At 56.6% G+C, this 16,761-nt stretch carries 17 protein-coding genes; 14 read left to right on the forward strand and 3 right to left on the reverse strand.

The genetic code is table 11. The features are described 5' to 3' along the window. Positions 1-80: 80 nt before the first annotated feature. From Dpoa569_RS15520 to Dpoa569_RS15545, 6 genes are read left to right on the forward strand one after another with little or no spacing between them, the layout of a single operon-like run. Complete coding sequence (locus tag Dpoa569_RS15520) at positions 81-1,361, forward strand: ABC transporter substrate-binding protein (protein WP_042868827.1); 1,281 nt, start codon at positions 81-83, stop codon at positions 1,359-1,361. 58 nt (positions 1,362-1,419) lie between these two features. Next, positions 1,420-2,292 (forward strand): carbohydrate ABC transporter permease, encoded by an 873-nt coding sequence (locus Dpoa569_RS15525; RefSeq protein WP_042868826.1) that lies wholly within the window; start codon positions 1,420-1,422, stop codon positions 2,290-2,292. Further along, positions 2,289-3,116 (forward strand): carbohydrate ABC transporter permease, encoded by an 828-nt coding sequence (locus tag Dpoa569_RS15530; protein ID WP_042868824.1) that lies wholly within the window; start codon positions 2,289-2,291, stop codon positions 3,114-3,116. The genes Dpoa569_RS15525 and Dpoa569_RS15530 overlap by 4 nt, the downstream gene beginning before the upstream one ends. 9 nt (positions 3,117-3,125) lie before the next feature. After that, entirely contained in the window at positions 3,126-4,187 is a 1,062-nt protein-coding gene (locus Dpoa569_RS15535) for an ABC transporter ATP-binding protein (protein WP_042868822.1), read from the forward strand. After that, positions 4,177-4,944 (forward strand): MBL fold metallo-hydrolase, encoded by a 768-nt coding sequence (locus Dpoa569_RS15540; protein WP_042868820.1) that lies wholly within the window; start codon positions 4,177-4,179, stop codon positions 4,942-4,944. The genes Dpoa569_RS15535 and Dpoa569_RS15540 overlap by 11 nt, the downstream gene beginning before the upstream one ends. Next, entirely contained in the window at positions 4,937-5,938 is a 1,002-nt protein-coding gene (locus Dpoa569_RS15545; protein ID WP_042868818.1) for a LacI family DNA-binding transcriptional regulator, read from the forward strand. The genes Dpoa569_RS15540 and Dpoa569_RS15545 overlap by 8 nt, the downstream gene beginning before the upstream one ends. A 58-nt stretch (positions 5,939-5,996) precedes the next feature. On the opposite strand, the gene Dpoa569_RS15550 is transcribed toward Dpoa569_RS15545, so the two are convergent. Further along, a complete protein-coding gene (locus tag Dpoa569_RS15550; RefSeq protein WP_042868816.1) occupies positions 5,997-6,899 on the reverse strand; it encodes a LysR family transcriptional regulator in 903 nt (300 codons plus the stop codon). A 191-nt stretch (positions 6,900-7,090) separates the two neighbouring features. On the opposite strand from Dpoa569_RS15550, the gene Dpoa569_RS15555 reads away from it, so the two are divergent. The 6 genes from Dpoa569_RS15555 to Dpoa569_RS15580 all read left to right on the forward strand — a co-directional run bounded on the left by Dpoa569_RS15555 (position 7,091) and on the right by Dpoa569_RS15580 (position 13,653). Then, positions 7,091-8,065 carry an alpha/beta hydrolase gene (locus tag Dpoa569_RS15555; protein ID WP_042868814.1) on the forward strand — a complete coding sequence of 325 codons (975 nt, stop codon included), beginning with the start codon at positions 7,091-7,093 and terminating at the stop codon, positions 8,063-8,065. Between the two features lie 523 nt (positions 8,066-8,588). Continuing rightward, entirely contained in the window at positions 8,589-9,287 is a 699-nt protein-coding gene (locus tag Dpoa569_RS15560) for a 4Fe-4S dicluster domain-containing protein (protein ID WP_042868812.1), read from the forward strand. Beyond that, the gene (nrfD, locus tag Dpoa569_RS15565; RefSeq protein ID WP_042868810.1) at positions 9,280-10,236 is read left to right on the forward strand and encodes a cytochrome c nitrite reductase subunit NrfD; all 957 of its coding nucleotides are present in this window, start codon (positions 9,280-9,282) and stop codon (positions 10,234-10,236) included. Before Dpoa569_RS15560 ends, nrfD begins: the two co-directional genes overlap by 8 nt. Positions 10,237-10,238: 2 nt before the next feature. After that, positions 10,239-11,612 (forward strand): MFS transporter, encoded by a 1,374-nt coding sequence (locus Dpoa569_RS15570; protein ID WP_146411525.1) that lies wholly within the window; start codon positions 10,239-10,241, stop codon positions 11,610-11,612. Between the two features lie 56 nt (positions 11,613-11,668). Beyond that, positions 11,669-12,019, forward strand: coding sequence for an FMN-binding protein (locus Dpoa569_RS15575; RefSeq protein WP_042868808.1), 351 nt, complete (start codon positions 11,669-11,671; stop codon positions 12,017-12,019). A 62-nt stretch (positions 12,020-12,081) separates the two neighbouring features. Further along, positions 12,082-13,653 carry an FAD-dependent oxidoreductase gene (locus Dpoa569_RS15580; RefSeq protein WP_042868806.1) on the forward strand — a complete coding sequence of 524 codons (1,572 nt, stop codon included), beginning with the start codon at positions 12,082-12,084 and terminating at the stop codon, positions 13,651-13,653. A gap of 68 nt (positions 13,654-13,721) precedes the next feature. Here the strand turns inward: Dpoa569_RS15580 and alkB are convergent, their stop codons facing one another. Continuing rightward, positions 13,722-14,375, reverse strand: a complete 654-nt coding sequence (alkB, locus tag Dpoa569_RS15585; protein WP_042868804.1) for a DNA oxidative demethylase AlkB — start codon at positions 14,373-14,375, stop codon at positions 13,722-13,724. 110 nt (positions 14,376-14,485) lie between these two features. On the opposite strand from alkB, the gene Dpoa569_RS15590 reads away from it, so the two are divergent. Then, a complete protein-coding gene (locus Dpoa569_RS15590; RefSeq protein WP_042868802.1) occupies positions 14,486-15,157 on the forward strand; it encodes a DNA-3-methyladenine glycosylase family protein in 672 nt (223 codons plus the stop codon). Between the two features lie 80 nt (positions 15,158-15,237). Here the strand turns inward: Dpoa569_RS15590 and Dpoa569_RS15595 are convergent, their stop codons facing one another. Next, on the reverse strand, positions 15,238-15,702 hold the full coding sequence (locus Dpoa569_RS15595; protein ID WP_050569394.1) for a multidrug/biocide efflux PACE transporter: 465 nt from the start codon (positions 15,700-15,702) through the stop codon (positions 15,238-15,240). Positions 15,703-15,808: 106 nt separating this feature from the next. Between Dpoa569_RS15595 and Dpoa569_RS15600 the strand changes: the two genes are divergently transcribed. Beyond that, positions 15,809-16,675: a LysR family transcriptional regulator gene (locus Dpoa569_RS15600; protein ID WP_042868800.1), complete on the forward strand. Its 867-nt coding sequence runs from the start codon at positions 15,809-15,811 to the stop codon at positions 16,673-16,675. Positions 16,676-16,761: the final 86 nt, after the last annotated feature.

Here is a 16,761-nt window from a genome sequence, read left to right on the forward strand (position 1 = left end):
GGCTTTCATGTTTCTGTCATTCTCATCGCCAAAGATAGCGCCTGTGCAAACGTATGCACTCCTGACAAAAGGCGCTCACTATGTTTGGCAAGAATATGTTTGGCAAAAATACATCTGGCAACACCACTGGTTCACACAGCAAACACTCCTTTTCCCGCCTGCTGCTCGCCGCCGGTCTGGCCTGCAGCATGGCATCGCAGGCTGCCGACCTGATCATCGCCGGACGCGATGACGTTTACGGCAAAGCACTCGACAGCACGCTGGCCCGTTTCCAGCAACAGCACCCTGGCAAGCAGATCGAACTGCTGAAACTGCCCTACGCCAACCTGTATGAAAAACTGGTGATTTCCCTGCGGGAAAACGCCTCATCCTACGACCTGATGTTGATGGACGACAGCTGGAGTCCGGAATTCGCCGGTAACGGCTGGCTGCAACCCTTGCCAGAAAGCCTGCAAAGCAGCGACTTCATTCCTGCGGTACTGAATGTCTCGCGCGTGCCGGAAAACAGCGGCCCGGCGTACAGCCTGCCGGTAGTCGGTAACGTGGCGATGTTCGCTTATCGCCAGGACCTGTTCGATAAACACCAGCTCAAAGCGCCCACCAGCTGGGATGCCGTATTAAGCGATGCCAAAACCCTGCAACAGCAGGAGCCAGGCGTCTCCGGCGTGGTGTTCCGCGGCATGAAGGGCAACCCGATTGTGTCCGGCTTTATGCCGATGCTGTGGGCCTACGGCGGCAATGTGGTCACCAATGGCAAAGCCTCGCTGGACTCTGCGCAAGCACTACAGGCACTCAATACCCTCAAGGCGCTGAAAGCCTTCGCGCCGACCGGGGTTGAGGTGTACAACGCCGCCGATGTGCGTCAGGCGATGGAGCAAGGTAAAGCGGCGATGGCGATCGAAGTATGGCCAGCCTGGGCTTCGACGCTGGACGACGCAGATAAATCCAAAGTGGTCGGCAAAATGACGCTGCAACCAGCACCGGGGCAGAACGCCGGTCCGTCGCCGATGCTGGGTATCTGGCAGATGGCTATCGCCAAAAACAGCCAGCATAGCGAACTGGCACAGCAGTTTCTGAGCTACCTCACCAGCGCGGAAAACCAGAAAGCGCTGGCGCTGGAACTGGGACTGCCGCCAACCCGTCGCAGCGTCTATCAGGATGCGCAAGTGGTGCAGAAGTACCGTTGGTATCCGGCACAACTGGCGGCGCTGGAAGCGGGCAAGGCGCGTCCGCGCATTCGCAACTGGCAGGAAGTGGAAAGCATCCTCGGCGACTACCTGCAACTGGCGTTGATGGATCAGATGCCGGCACAAGTGGCGTTACAGCAGGCCAATCAGAAGATTGCGCAGGTACTGAAGTAACCAGCACAGAAATCACCGTTGTCGGGCGGGCTACGGCCTGCCCATTCAAGGACACCCCATGCATTTTGATTCCCGCTGGCAACGCTGGCTGCTGCTGATGCCCGCCGCCGTGCTGTTGCTGCTACTGACGCTCTATCCTATCGGCCAGATGTTGCTTTACTCCTTCAGCAAGGTGGATTACGCCGCTGCCAGCCGCAGTTGGGTGGGGCTGGAAAATTACCGCCAGCTGTTCGCCGACTGGTTCTTCACCACCAGCCTGAAAAATACCCTGCTGTTCTCGTTCGGCAGTTCGTTGCTTCAGGTGCTGCTGGGGCTGGCACTGGCGTTGTTGCTGTACCGCCATTTTCCCGGTCGCCAGTGGGTGCTGAGCCTGCTGATTTACCCGATGATGATCTCCACGCTGGTGTGCTCGGCTATCTGGCGCGTGTGGTTTCATTACGATTTTGGTCTGCTGAACAATTGCCTGACCACACTGGGGCTAATGCCGCAGCCGTGGCTGTCCAGCCCACATCTGGCGTTGTGGTCGCTGATGCTGGTGGATATCTGGCAGTGGACGCCGATGGCTTGCCTGATAATCCTCGCCGGGTTGCAGGGCATCCCCAAAGACGTGCTGGAAGCGGCCGAGAGCGACGGCGCCAATGGCTGGAAACGGCTGTGGTACGTCACGCTGCCCTTGATCCGCCAGCCGCTGATGCTGGCGTTGCTGCTGCGCTCCATCGACACCTTCAAGCTGTTCGACAAAGTGTACGCCCTGACCGGCGGCGGCCCCGGTTATGCGACCGAAACCCTGTCGCTGTACATCTATCAGCAAGGCTTCAAGTTTTTTAATCTGGGACTCGCCAGCGCGGGGGCGGTCATCATGTTGCTGTTCGCCGCCGCCATGAGCCTTATCTACGCCTGGCAGTTACTGCGTGGAGGGAAAACGGCATGAGGCTCCCTTACTGGCTGACGGCACTACGTGCCCTGGCGCTGGCTATCGCGTTACTGTTTTTCATCTTACCGATCCTGTGGATGGTAGCGGCGGCGTTTAAGTCTACCGCCGAATTCACCAGCCTTAGCAGCCCGTTCTGGCCGCAACAGTGGACGCTCACGCACCTCAAGAGCCTGCTGGAAAACGGCGTCGTCGCACGGCTGTTTAATACCCTGTGGGTAGCGGCGGGTGCCACGGCGCTATCGCTGCTGACCGGGTTTATGGCCGCCTATACGCTGGCGCGCCACCGATTTCCGGCGCGGCTCGACAGCCTGTTCCTGCTGCTGGTGCTGTTGATCAAAATGATGCCGCCGATGGTGGTGGCCATTCCGCTGTATTCGTTGCTCAAATCGCTGCATCTGCTCAACAATCTGGCCGGGCTGATGCTGGCTTATCAGGTCTATACCCTGCCGTTTTGTATCTGGATGCTGCTCAGTTTTATCCGCGACGTGCCGCTGTCGCTGGAAGAAGCGGCGGCGATGGACGGTGCCGGGCTGTGGCGGCGGCTGCGTTACATCGTGCTGCCGGTGTGCGCCCCCGGTCTGGTCGCTACAGCGATCTTCACCCTGATCATGGCGTGGAACGAATTTCTGTTCGCCTTGCTGTACCTGCAAACCCCTCAGCAGTTCACGCTGCCGCTGTTTATCGCCAACTTCATGACCGAAAACCAGATCTACTGGGGAGAACTGATGGGCATCGGGTTGCTGTCTTCGCTGCCGGTGCTGCTGGTGGCGGGTTTTGTTCAACGTTATTTGCTGCGCGGCTTTGCCGTCAGCCAGAAATAGGACTTGCGGATGAGTGAATTACGATTACATCAGGTCGCCAAGCACTATGGTCGTCAGCCGGTACTGCACGGCATTGACCTGCATATCCGCCAGGGGGAATTGGTGGTGTTCGTCGGCCCATCCGGTTGCGGTAAATCAACGCTACTGCGGACCATCGCCGGGCTGGAAGAACAAGACAGCGGCCAGATTCTGCTGGGCGGCGACGATATCTCGCGCCAGCCGCCGGGACAGCGGGAAATGGCGATGGTGTTTCAGTCTTATGCGCTTTATCCGCACATGACGGTAGCGGAAAACATGGGTTTCGCGCTGAAAATGGCGGGCGAACGGCGTCACGTGATTGACGAGAAAGTAGCGCAGGTGGCGGAAATGCTGCAACTCACACCGTTGCTGAACCGCAAACCCGGCGCGCTTTCCGGCGGCCAGCGCCAGCGAGTGGCGATTGGCCGCGCCATCGTGCGTAAACCACGCCTGTTTCTGTTTGATGAACCGCTGTCTAATCTGGACGCCAAACTCCGCACCCATACCCGTGTGCAGTTAAAAGCACTGCATCAGCAACTGGCCGCCACCATGATTTACGTCACCCACGATCAGGTGGAAGCAATGACGCTGGCCGACCGCATCGTGGTGTTGCATGAAGGCCGTATCGCACAGGTGGGAACGCCGGAAGAGCTGTATCACCAGCCTGCCAACACCTTCGTCGCCGGGTTTATCGGCACGCCGGAAATGAACTTTTTTCAGTTGTCGCCGAGGATTACCCTGTCGCCGTGGCTGCAACGGCTGGTGCGTGATGAACGTGCCGCGACTCTCGGTATTCGCCCGGATGCCTTTGAGATTGCCGACGGCGTCCCAACCTTTCAGGTTGATCTGGTGGAAAACCTGGGCGCGCAGTATCACCTGCATGGTCACCTTATCCACTCCCCCGGTATCACGCTGGTGGTAGAAAGCCGCACTACGGCGCGTATCGGCCAGGAATTAGCGTTGCAGGTAATGCCGGAACGCTGTCACTGGTTTGATGCAGAGGGTAAACGTTTACCAACTACCGGGCAGCAGGAGAACGCCTATGGAGCTTGATATTCTCGGCAGCGGTGAGGCCTACGACAGCCAACGGGTCAACGCCGCAATACGGGTCAGCGAGCGCGGGTTCCAGTTGCTGGTGGATTGCGGTCCGACCGTGCCGCAAGCACTGTGGCAACGCCAGAGCGCACCGGACGACCTCAACGCCATCTACCTGACCCACGCGCACCCCGACCACGCACTCGGCCTGACGACCTGGCTTAACTGGTGCGAATCCTGCGGACGCACCGCACCGCTGACGATTATCGCACCGCGTCAGCAACTGCCGCAGTTGCAGCATCTGGCGGATTTCGCCTTCTGGCCCACAGCCAAACCACTGTTTACCCTGCACTGGCAAGACAGCGAGAGCCTGAGCGAACTAGGCCCGTGGCGTTGTCAGACCGCACCGACCCGTCACTCAGTGCCCAACCGTTCACTGTGGCTCAGCAGCGCACAGGGTTCGCTGTTCTACAGCGGCGACGGTCAATTGACGCCTGCGGGCGCCGCCCTGCTGGCGCAGGCGGATCTGGCGCTGGTGGAGTGTTTTTCACCGCAGTCAGCGGACAACCCTTACCACGGTAACTGGCCGCAGGTACAAACACTGATGCGTAAACCGGGCGCGCCGTTGGGCCTGTACCACGTACAACAGTCGCAAAAAGCGGCACTGCGACAAATTATCGCTGGCTCGTCCGGCGTATTTCTGCCGGAACAGGGCGACCGGGCACAGTGCCGCGATGGCTACTGGCAGCTAATCAAGGGACCATGGCATGAATAAGACGCGCATCACCTCGATTGACGTCGCCCGCTACGCCGGCGTTTCACCCTCAGCGGTGTCACGCACCTATTCCGCGCCAAACAAGGTCAGCCAGGCAACCCGTTCGAAAGTGCTGGCGGCGGCGGATGCGCTGGGCTATCGCCCGAATGCACTAGCACGGGCGCTGGTCAATTCCAGGCGGCAAGGCTCCGGTATCGTGGCGGTGGTGATGGGCGAGTTCGACAACCCGTTCCAGCCCTGGTTGTTCCATCTGCTGACGCAGGCTCTGCAACAACACGGTCTGGTGCCGATGCTGGTCAGCGTCACCGAACACGATGACATTCGTGCCCGGCTACAACAGGCGCTGTCGTGGCAGGTGGAAGCGGCGATCATTTCCGCCGGTAGTCTGTCACGGGAGACCACCGAGCGCTGTCTGGAGCTGTCGCTGCCGATGGTGTTGATGGGCCGCGAGGATCAGCGTGAAACCGTCACGGCGGTGCTGTCCGACAACCGGCTGGCGGGCGAACTGGCAGCCGACCACCTGATGTCACAGGGGCTGACCCGGCTGGCGTATATCGCGGGTCGTCGGGACGGACAGGCATCACTGGAACGGCTGGCTGGTTTTCGCCAGCGTCTGCTCAGCCGTGGTCTGCCGGAACCGATTGTGGCCGATAATCCGGATTATGCTTACCACAGCGGCTACCGCGCCATGTGCTGGTTACGGCAACAGCACCCGGCGGTGGAAGGCGTGTTTTGCGCCTGTGATGCATTGGCCTTTGGCGCACTGGATGCGCTCAGGTTAAACGACGGCCCCGTCTGTAACGTGCCAGTCTGTAAAGTGGTAGGTTGCGACGATACGCCACAGGCCGCCTGGGAAGGTTACCGCTTAACCACGGTGCGTCAGCCGGTGGAACAGTTGGTAGAGCACGTGATCCGCCATCTGCAACGGGGGCTGAGCGGCGAAGCACAACACGGCGACACCGTTCGCATTAAGCCAACGCTTATCGTCCGTTAGGTTAACGGTTATCGGCGCTCGTCGTCGCCCGATAACCATATTCCCTTGCCATGCACCTTTACTCACGCAACATGGGGTGATTCCGCTCCATGAAGTCCAGAAATCGACGCACCACCGGAATACCCGCGCTACGTTTGAGATAACTGACGGCAAAGGTGCGGGTAATCGGCGTTGCCACCGGACGAATCACAATATCGTAGCCCTTAAGGCTGGTCGCCACCGAGGTACACAGAAACACCACGCCGCCGTGGTGCATCACCAGATCCATGATGATGTCGAGGTTGCTGCACTCACGAAAGCTGGTTTCTTCAAGCCCGGCGCGGCTGAATGCTGCCGATACCGCCGCATGTTCGCCGGTCCCCTTCTGCGGCACAATCGGCCTTTCCTGTGCCAGTTGAGTCAACGTCAGGCTGGGGTGATCCGCCAGCGGATGGTTGGCCGCCATCACCGCAACCAGATTCTCGTCCAGAAAAATGGTATGACTGAACAGCGGGTCCTGCAGATAGTCATCAAACGGCGTAGAGAGCGACACATGAATCTCAGCGTTTCTGACCTTTTCCAACAGGTCACTGCTGACGCCATCGATAAAAGATAACTCGATATTCGGATGCTGTTTTTGAAATGACGTGAAGACATCATAGTATTTCAGCCGGTTGAAGATGGGAATCACCCCCACCATCAGCGCCCCATCCTGACTCTCCTCGTACGACTGCACAAATTGCTCAACGTCATAATACTCCCGAATCAGCGGCTTGATTTTTTCGTCAAATGCTTCGCCAAATGGCGTTAACGCAAATTGACGGGTGGTACGATTAATCAACTTCCGTTCCAGCTCCTGTTCCAGCCGGGATATTTCCTGAGAAAGAAACGCCTGAGAGATATTGAGTGCTTTGGCGGCACGGGTAAAACTCCCTTTTCGCACCAGCTCATGGTAATAAAGTGCTCGCTTTATACTGATCATAATTATTTTTATTTATAACCTTATCGAATATTAATTATATGAATTTGTTAAAATACAAATGTGAGTTCAAGCACATTTGCATTAATCTCAGCCATGGTAGCCTGCCCGCTGGTTTTTCCCTCATTCAGCTATCTATTAGTAAAGTTGTTCAAGAAACAATAATTGGATAATTATTTTTTAAGGAATATTTCATGCGCACCCCACCGCTCAAGATGATACTGTTATCCTCCGTGATGATCGCCGGAGCCTCCCAGATTACCAACACCATGGCAGCAGACACTATCCACGAACTGACGATAACCCCGCGCCAACCCTCGGTTAAACTGATTTCCGATGTGGTTTACGCTCAGGTGCCAATGCGCGGCTACCCCAATGTCGCATTGAAAATGGACATCCTGCAACCGGAAATGAAATCACCACAGCCTGCGGTTCTGTTTATCACCGGCGGCGGCTTCATTAACGCCAATAAAGACAACTACATCCAGCAACGGCTGAAACTGGCGGAAGCGGGTTACGTGGTCGCCAGCATGGAATACCGCGTGGCGCCGACCGTCATGTTCCCCGCCCCGCTGGAAGATGTAAAATCCGCCATTCGCTACCTGCGCGCTAATGCAGGCAAATTCGGCATCGACGCGGCGCATGTGGCGGTATTCGGTTCTTCCGCCGGTGGCTATCTGGCGGCATTCGCCGGTACCAGCAACGGCAACAAGCAGTTTGACCGCGGCGAACACCTCGACCAGAGCAGCCAGGTACAGGCAGTGATCGACTTCTACGGCCTGTCGGACCTGACCCGCGTCGGTGAAGGTTTCCCGGATAAGGTGGTGCAGAAACACGCCTCGCCGTCCTCAACCGAGGCGATTTGGGTCAACGGCACCGCGGTGTTCGATGAAGGCGGCCCGATTACCCGCTTCCCGGAAAAAACCGCCGCCGCTAACCCCATCAACTATATCAGCAAGAACACGCCGCCATTTTTGATCATGCACGGCAGCGCCGATACGGTGGTTTCACCCCATCAGACCGAGATCCTGCACAAGGCGCTGATAGCCCACGGCATCGACAGTACCTACTACATGGTGAAAGGCGCAGAGCATGGTGGCATTTACTGGCTGCAACCAGAAATCATGCAGAAAGTCATCCAGTTTTTGGATCGCCAGCTGAAGCCATAATCGGCTGATAGTGATTAATCGGCTAAGAGTCATTAATCGGCTGAGAGTCATTGTGCTGAAACGCCTCTAACGAGGCGTTTTTTATTCTTCGCTTTTTCTGTTTCGACGGGAATAACGTACCGCGCACGTTAATTATTGCGCTACATCATTTTTATTTATTTCAGCGACGGCGCGCCTTTATTACATAAATCAAAAACACCCCACAAACGACAAAAAAGAACAATTAAATAACAATAAAAATAAAAAAATACGACAATAACAATACCACCATATCGATTATCGTATTTTGCTATTATTTTTATCCCAATATACAAAAAATGAAATGTGAAGCGTGCCACACATCCTACCAGGAACGCATGTTTCAATTATTCCACCAACATATTTTATTTTCCGACACGCTGACCTTTTCATTATTTACCGTACTCATTCACCACTAATGAGTCAGAAAATAAAAAAAATAGATTTATTGCTGAACAGATGTCGGCTACGCCATACCGATTTTTGATTTCTGAAAGGTTATTTTATGGAAAATTATACCCGACGCCGGTTTATTGCCATTATGGGCAGTACGCTGGCCGTTTCCGGCAGCGCTTTACCAGTCCTCGCACAGGAAGCAGCAACGCCTTCCGTCGGCCCACGCCCCGTCAAATTCGGCATACTACACAATGAACTACGCTGTATCGGCTGCAAAGCCTGCATGACCGCCTGCCGTAAAACCAATCAGGTACCGGAGGGCGTCACGCGGCTGGACATCATACAAACCGTTGATATCCCGGCCACCGATACCACCAAACCGATAAAACAGTTCTTTCGTCAGTCCTGCCAGCACTGCGATAACCCGCCCTGTGTCTCGGTCTGCCCGACCGGCGCCTCATTTAAAGACGCACTGACCGGTATTGTGGATGTCAATGACAAACGTTGCGTCGGCTGCCGTTACTGCATCGCCGCGTGTCCATACCATGTGCGCTTTATCAACCCGGTAACCAATACTGCAGACAAGTGCAATTTTTGCCGGGAAACCAATCTAGCGGCAGGCAAGAAACCGGCCTGTGTCGAGATCTGCCCGACCAAGGCGCTGGTGTTCGGCGATCTTAACGATCCGGAAAGCGATATCTCGAAAATGATCAAAAGTAATCCTATCTATCGCAGCAAAGTCTATCTGGGCACCGGCCCCAACCTCTACCGCATCCCCGGTAAATACGGAGAGAGCGACCATGCATGATGCCTTTCACTTTCACTCGCTGGTATGGGACTGGCCCATCGCCGTCTATCTGCTGCTGGTGGGGATTTCCTCCGGAATGATGGTGTTAACGCTGCTGTTTCGCCGCTATCTGCCTGCGGAAAATCAGCACCCCAACCGGTTGATTACCGCCACGGCAATCGTCGCCCCGCTGTCAGTGATAGTCGGGCTGGTGATCCTGATATTTCACCTCGCCCGCCCTGTCACTTTCTGGTATTTGATGTTTTTCTATAATCCTCATTCCATCATGTCGCTGGGGGTGATGCTGTTTCAGGTATATATGCTGGTGATGTTCCTGTGGATTGCCAGCCTGTATCAGCAACCGTTGCTGGCCTGGAGCGAACGCCATTTACCGGGTGCGTTGCACGGTTTACTGAATCGCATAATCGCGCTGGTGACCCGCAGTCTGCGTCCGCTGGAGAATGTATTGCTAGTGCTGGCGCTGCTGCTTGGTTGCTATACCGGCTTTCTGCTCTCTGCACTGAAATCTTTCCCGCTACTGAATAATCCAGTGCTGCCGGTACTGTTTTTGGTGTCCGGCGTGACCTCCGGCATCGCGGTACTGATGCTGGCCAGCGCATCGGCGCACAGTCAGCGCGATTGTCCTCACACCCTGCATCTGCTGCACAAACTGGAAAAACCGGTCGCGTTGGTCGAACTGTTCCTGCTGTTCGCCTTCTTTATCGGCCTGATGCTGGGCGGTGGACAGAAAGCGGTGGCAGCGCAGGTGGCACTGAGCGGATTCTGGGGCGGGGTGTTCTGGATAGGTATTATCGGCATCGGCATGTTGGTGCCGCTGGCGGCAGGTAGCCTGCCCACCCTACAGCGACATGTGCGGTTTGCGCCGCGAATTACCGCTGGCCTGACGCTGCTGGGTGTATTCCTGCTGCGGCTGTTCGTGCTGTACGCCGGACAGATGACGGTAGCCTGACCATGACCGGCCCTCGCGCACTCTTCTGGCTGGCATCGGTGGCGTTCTTCATGCAAGCGCTGGACACCACCATGCTGTATGTCGCCGTACCGGCGATAGCACGCTCGCTGCACCAGCCAGTGCTGCGTATGGAGCCTATCGTTATGGCTTACATCATCACCGTCGTGGCCTTTACCCCGATCAACAGCTGGCTGAGCCAGCATTTGGGAGAGCGACGCACCTGTCTGGCTGCGCTGACTATCTTCACCGGCGGCGCACTACTGTGCTTTCATGCCGACTCCGCTCTTCACCTTGGTCTGGGGCGTTTTATTCAGGGAGCCGGCGGCGCGTTACTGCTGCCGGTGATCCGCACACAAGTACTGCGATATACCCCCGCCGATACCCGGCTGTCATTCCTCAACCGCATGACGCTGCTCGGCATGTTCGGCACCCTGACCGGACCGTTACTGGGTAGCCTGCTGACTGACTGGTTATCATGGCGAGCTATCTTTATCGCGCCGGTTCCGCTGGCGCTACTGTGCCTGTGGCTGGCATGGCACACCCTGCCGACGGATGCTCGCGTCCGTACCTGCCGGATTTCAATGCGCAGCCTGCTGCCACTGATCGGCATTCTGCTGACAGTCACGCTGCTGCTGGTGGCCGCGCCGCGGCACCTGCTGTCGATACCGGTTATCGCGCTTCTGGGTCTGGCCGGCACCCTTTGCACCCTGTTCTACCTGCGCAGCGATTTACCGGGACGCGAAGCCCTGCTGCCGGTTTCCCTGTTCAGTATCCGTTCCTTTTATGTCGGCGTATGGGGCGGCGTACTTACCCGGCTGCTGCTGGCCTCGCTGCCGGTGGTGATGTCGTTGGTGATCCAAACCTCGCTGGGCCTGCCCCCTGCCATCGCCGGTTTCATCATGCTGATGTTTTCCACCGGCGCCCTGCTGGCCAAGCTAATGTTTGAAGCGCTGGTCCGCTGGCTGGGTTACCGCAATTTGCTGATTTACGGCACGTTGCTGGCTTCCGCGCAGGTACTGCTGCTCGGTCTGGCTATCCAGCACCATTTACTGCCGGTGATTGGCGTCTGTGCTGTCGGCATCGGCGTATTGACTGCGCTGCTGCACTCGGCGGAAAGCACACTGGCTTGCTGTCATTTGTGCAGCGACACCTACAACAGCGGCAATAACATCATGATTCTCAGTCAGTTGATTGCCGTCATGCTCAGCATGGCGCTGACGTTCCCGGCGTTACGCCTGTTTTCTCAACTCGAACCGCTGCTGAACATCAACCATTTCAGCCTGCTGCTGTTACTGCTCGGAACCGGATTACCGCTGAGTTGCCTGTTGTTTCGTCACCTCAGCCATGAAGAAGGAAAAACGCTGCTGGCACCCTAGCCCGGTGCGTTTTGCCGTTTATTGATGATGTCAACCACACAGAGTGAATGCACGTTATGAAAAAAAGCTCCATCAAATTATTAGGTTGTCTGTTGCTGGTCGCCGGGGCGGCGATTGCCGAAGACGCAGGTCAGTTCAAAGCCGGAACTTACTCGGCCACCGGGCAGGGCATCGGCGGTGACGTGACAGTCACGCTGGATGTCGATGCCACAGGCGTGGTGCAGAAAGCCACTATCGATGCGCCCAACGAAACCCCGGAAGTGGGCGGGGAAGCCGCTAAAGAGCTGGCTAAGACCATGACGGAGAAAAAGACTATCAACGTCGATGGCGTTTCCGGCGCCACCATGACCAGCGGTGCAGTACATGAGGCGTCTCAGGCGGCGTACGCCAAAGCTAAAGCGAAATGAATACCGGACGACGCGCTGGTTTTTGGCGCGTCATTCCACGCGTAAAATAAAAGGAAAATAATATGGTTCAATACCGAAAAAAACTCCTTGCGGCTTTGTGCCTCTCGGTGCTGGGAATTACGTCTGCTCAGGCATCAGGACAGGCCGAACCTGCTGCCGAACCCGCTAAAAGCGCTGAGCCGGCCAAACCGGTCGAGCTTCCTAAAAGTGCTGACGTGGTCGTGATCGGCGCAGGCGCTGCAGGCACCGCCGCTACCATGGCGGCAGCCGAGAAAGGCGCCAGCGTGGTGTTGCTGGAAAAACAACCCGCAGTCGGCGGCACCGGCAATTTTGCAGAAGGTATCTTCGCGGCCAACAGCTCGATGCAGAAACGCCAGGGCATCGTGGTTACGCCAGACATGGCCTTCAAGACCATCATGGAATACAGCCACTGGATGGCCAACCCGTATGTGGTGCGCACCTTCGTGAATCGCTCTGCCGACACCATCGAGTGGGTGAAATCCAAAGGCATCAAGTTTGAATACATCGGCCCCGGCGGACCGGGCGGAATGCTGACCTGGCACGTTATCGACGGTCCCGGCCACGGTCGCTACCTGATCAAAACCTTTCATGAGCAGTTCAAAAACATGAAGGTCACCACGCTGGTGAAAACCGCCGGTAAAGATCTGGTGATGAAAGATGGCAAAATTACCGGCGTAATCGCTGAAGGCAGCGACGGCAAACCGTTCCAGATCGACACCAAAGCGGTGATCGTCGCCACCGGCGGCTACGCCAACAACAAAGAGATGCTGCAAAAATATGTCGCTATGCCCGACACCATCATGGTCGGCAACATCGGTAAAGACGGCGACGGCATCAAAATGGCATGGAAAGCCGGTGCCAAGGAAGAAGGCATGGGCGTGGTGCAGTCTTACCGTCCCGGCCTGCCGGATTATGCACCCAACTCCCAGATGCTGGCTGCGGCTCGTCAGCCGTACCTGTGGGTGGACAAAACCGGACGCCGCTTCACCGATGAGTCCATCGTCATCATTTGGCCGCACGCAGGTAACGCACTGGCTAAGGCTGGCGGCGTGATGTATTCCATCTTTGACGACGATACCCGCAAACACGTAGTCAATGATGGTATCGATGTACCTATCGGCGAATGGGTTATCGCTAATACCAAACTGGTGAAATTTGATGACGAGTTCGCCAAAGAGAGCCAGAAAAACCGTGGTTTTGTCTTCAAAAGCAACAGTCTTGACGACCTGGCTAAACAGATGGGTATCGACCCGGCAGTGCTGAAACGCACAGTTGAGGACAACAACCGCTACGCAGCCCAGAAACGCGACGACGTCTTCAACAAGAACATGGATTATTTGCGTCCGGTGAAAACCGGTCCGTTCTATGCCGTGAAGATGATGCCTGCGGCGCTCGGTACGCTCGGCGGCGTGAAGATTAACGAGAAAATGGAAGCTGTCAGTCCGAACGGCAGCCCGGTGCCAGGCCTGTATGTAACCGGCAACGATGCCGCCGGTATGTACGGCGACACCTATGACCTGCTGCTGGGTGGCGGTACGTTCGGCTTTGCGCTCAACTCTGGCCGCATGGCTGGCGAAAACGCCCTCGAATACCTCCACTTCACCGCCAAGTAATGCCTTTCGTCCCCCACGCTGTGGGGGACTTTCACACCTCACGAAACGTCTTCACACTTTACGAGTCTTCACACTTTACGAAACGTCAAATTAAAGCGCACTTCATCCGACATTCCCGCCGGCAGCGGCCCGCGTTTAAGCGGCAAAATGGCGTGGTAATACAGTCGGGACGGACCACCCCACACCACCACATCGCCGTGCGTCAGCGCCAGCCGCTGGCATGGGTCACTGCGTTTCCTCCCGCCAAACAGAAATACTGCACCTAACCCCAGTGAGACTGAGACAATCGGCTGGCGTAAGTCCTGCTCGTCTTTGTCCTGATGCAACGACAGTTTGGCACCCACCGCGTAACGATTAATCAGGCAGGCATCTGGCGAAAAGCCGGGGTATCCGGCGGCACTGGCCGCCGCCTGCGACAGTTGCAAAAAGCAGGCTGGCATAGCAGGCCACGGCTGGCCGCTCCGCGGGTCTTGCGTACTGTAGCGGTACCCCTGCTCGTCGCTCACCCAACCCCGCGGCCCGCAATTGCTCATCGCCACCGACATGGTATGTCCGCCCGGCGTCACCATGTGGCGAAACGGCGCACGTTGCGTCACCATTTCCAGCGCGGCCAGCAATTCACCGGCCTGTTGCCAGGCAAAGCCTCGCAGCAACATCGCACCGGGTGCCAGCGTTTCATTCCGGCGTTCCGGCGGCTCATCGGCAAACAGTTCGAAATTCATGCAATAACCTGTTCAAATAACCAGTACAATTGAGTATATCTCTCTTAGCAGAGCATTGCCTGCTGAAATGAATCACCAACTAGAATCACCCACAATAAGGATACCAATCAATGACGCCATCGCGGCTCCCATTTAACGAACCTCAGGCTCTCGCCCATTTGTCCGCGATTGACGGGCACTGGGCACGGTTGATCGACGGTGTCGGACATATTCGCTTTGAAAGCCGCCCGACACGGGAACCTTACGAGGCGCTGATTCGGGCGGTTGCCAGCCAGCAACTCAGTAACCGTGCTGCGGCTGCCATCATCAGCAAGCTACAACAACGTTTTGAAGTGGAAGAAAACGAGTTTCCCTCCGCCAGACAACTGGCAACATGCGAACCGGCAGTGTTGCGCCAGTGCGGTTTTTCCGCCCGTAAAATCGACACGGTTACAGCTATTGCGCAAGGGGTGCTGAGCGGGCTGGTGCCAGGCAGGGCGGCAGCAGAACATCTGGATGACGACACGCTGATAGAACGCCTTTGCACCTTGAAGGGTATCGGACGCTGGACGGTAGAAATGCTGTTGATCTCTACACTGGAGCGGATGGATATCATGCCGGTGGACGATCTTGGCATCAAACAGGGGTTTCGTTACCTGTATCGCTTAACGCAGGACCCGACGCGTAAAGCAATGCTGGAGATGAGTGAGCCATGCCGCCCCTATCGCACGTTGGCCGCCTGGTATCTGTGGCGCATTCCCCATATGCCGGATTACGCCGAATACCGGGCGTCGTTGCGTTAGTCAATCGGCGCATTATGCAACCAGCACGGACGCAAGAAGAAATGACACCATCCCGCTACACCTTTCGTCGTGCCATAGGGCTAGCGCCCCTGTACGACGGCCGCCAGCAACCGTTCACGCAATACATCGTATAGCCAGTTGTAGGCCATGGTGTACGGCAGGAAAAACAGGAAGAAACCGATCTCCACCATCAGCGCTTGCCGCAGCGTGATATTCAACATCCACGCTGCCAGCGGCAAGCCAATCAGGATAAAACCGCCTTCAAAGCCCAGCGCGTGGCCGATACGCACCCACAGGCTACGTTTAACGCGGCTGACCGGCCACAGGCTATCAAACAGACTGTTGTACGCCACATTCCAGACCATCGCCACGCCGGACAGCATGACAGACAGCATACCAACCTGAAGGACAGAACGCCCAAGCACCCAGGCACCGATGGGAGCACAAATCAGCAATGCCATCACTTCAAAACCGATGGCATGTACCACCCTCTCACGCCATGTTTTTTGCTGATGATGCGCTTTCTGCTGGATTCGCTGTTGCATGTTTTCCTCCTTCTGATGGCATGACGGCGACAACGGGTTGCCATTCTCATCGAAATAATCAATAGTGTTAAATTAGTTTCCATCTAAAAAATCGATAGAGTGCGCAATGCGTTATTCCCCCGAATCCCTGCTGGCGTTTATCGCAACCGTAAACACCGGTTCGTTTTCCGCCGCGGCACGCCACCTGCAAAAAAGCCAGTCCACCGTTAGCACCGCGGTAGCGAATCTGGAAGCCGATTTGGGCCTGACGCTGTTCGACAGGCGCGGTCATCAACCGGTGCTGACAGATGAAGGACGCAAGGTGCTCAGCCACGTCAAAGCAATTCTGTCCGCCAGCGAGGCACTGGACGAGCTGGCGATTCGGCTGGCGGACAAGGTTGAGCCGCGGCTCACCTTTGTGTTGTCGGACACCTGGCAGTGCCGCTACTACCATCCGGTATTGCGACGCTTCGCCGAGCGTTTTCCTGATGTAGAGTTTGAATGCTTGATTGCGGAAGACGAGGACGTGGTGGACCTGTTGCAGTCGCAGCGTGCTCACGTCGGCGTATTGCAGGCTCAGGCGCATTACCCCATCGACATTGCGGTGTCCCGGTTACAGGTGAAAACCGAAATGGCGGTCTATGTGGCCCACAACCACCCGCTGGCACAGCAGCCGCAGGTAACGCAGGTACAACTCGCCACGGAGCGCCAGCTGTGCCTGCATACTTATACTCAGCACGAGCGCCCACGTTCCGAAGGCGCCACCTGGTCAACACCGTCGTATCTGATGCTGCTGGAAATGGCGGAACAGGGATTTGGCTGGAGTACGCTGCCGCGCTGGCTGGTGGACGAATACGCGCAAAACCGACTGGTGGAACTGGCGCTGTCAGGCTGGCCGCGGCAAATTGAGGTGGATATCGCCTGGTCACGCCCGTCGCCCCCCGGCCCGGCAGGGTTGTGGTTGATAGATACCCTGCTGGAGCAGCGTGAATGAATATCGGTCAGCCCAATGTCATTGAGCTGACAATAAACCGGTATTTAATGGAAAACTACCTGTCATGCCTCGCACTTAATTAATTT

It is taken from the genome of Dickeya poaceiphila (assembly GCF_007858975.2).
Taxonomy (GTDB): Bacteria; Pseudomonadota; Gammaproteobacteria; order Enterobacterales; family Enterobacteriaceae; genus Dickeya; species Dickeya poaceiphila.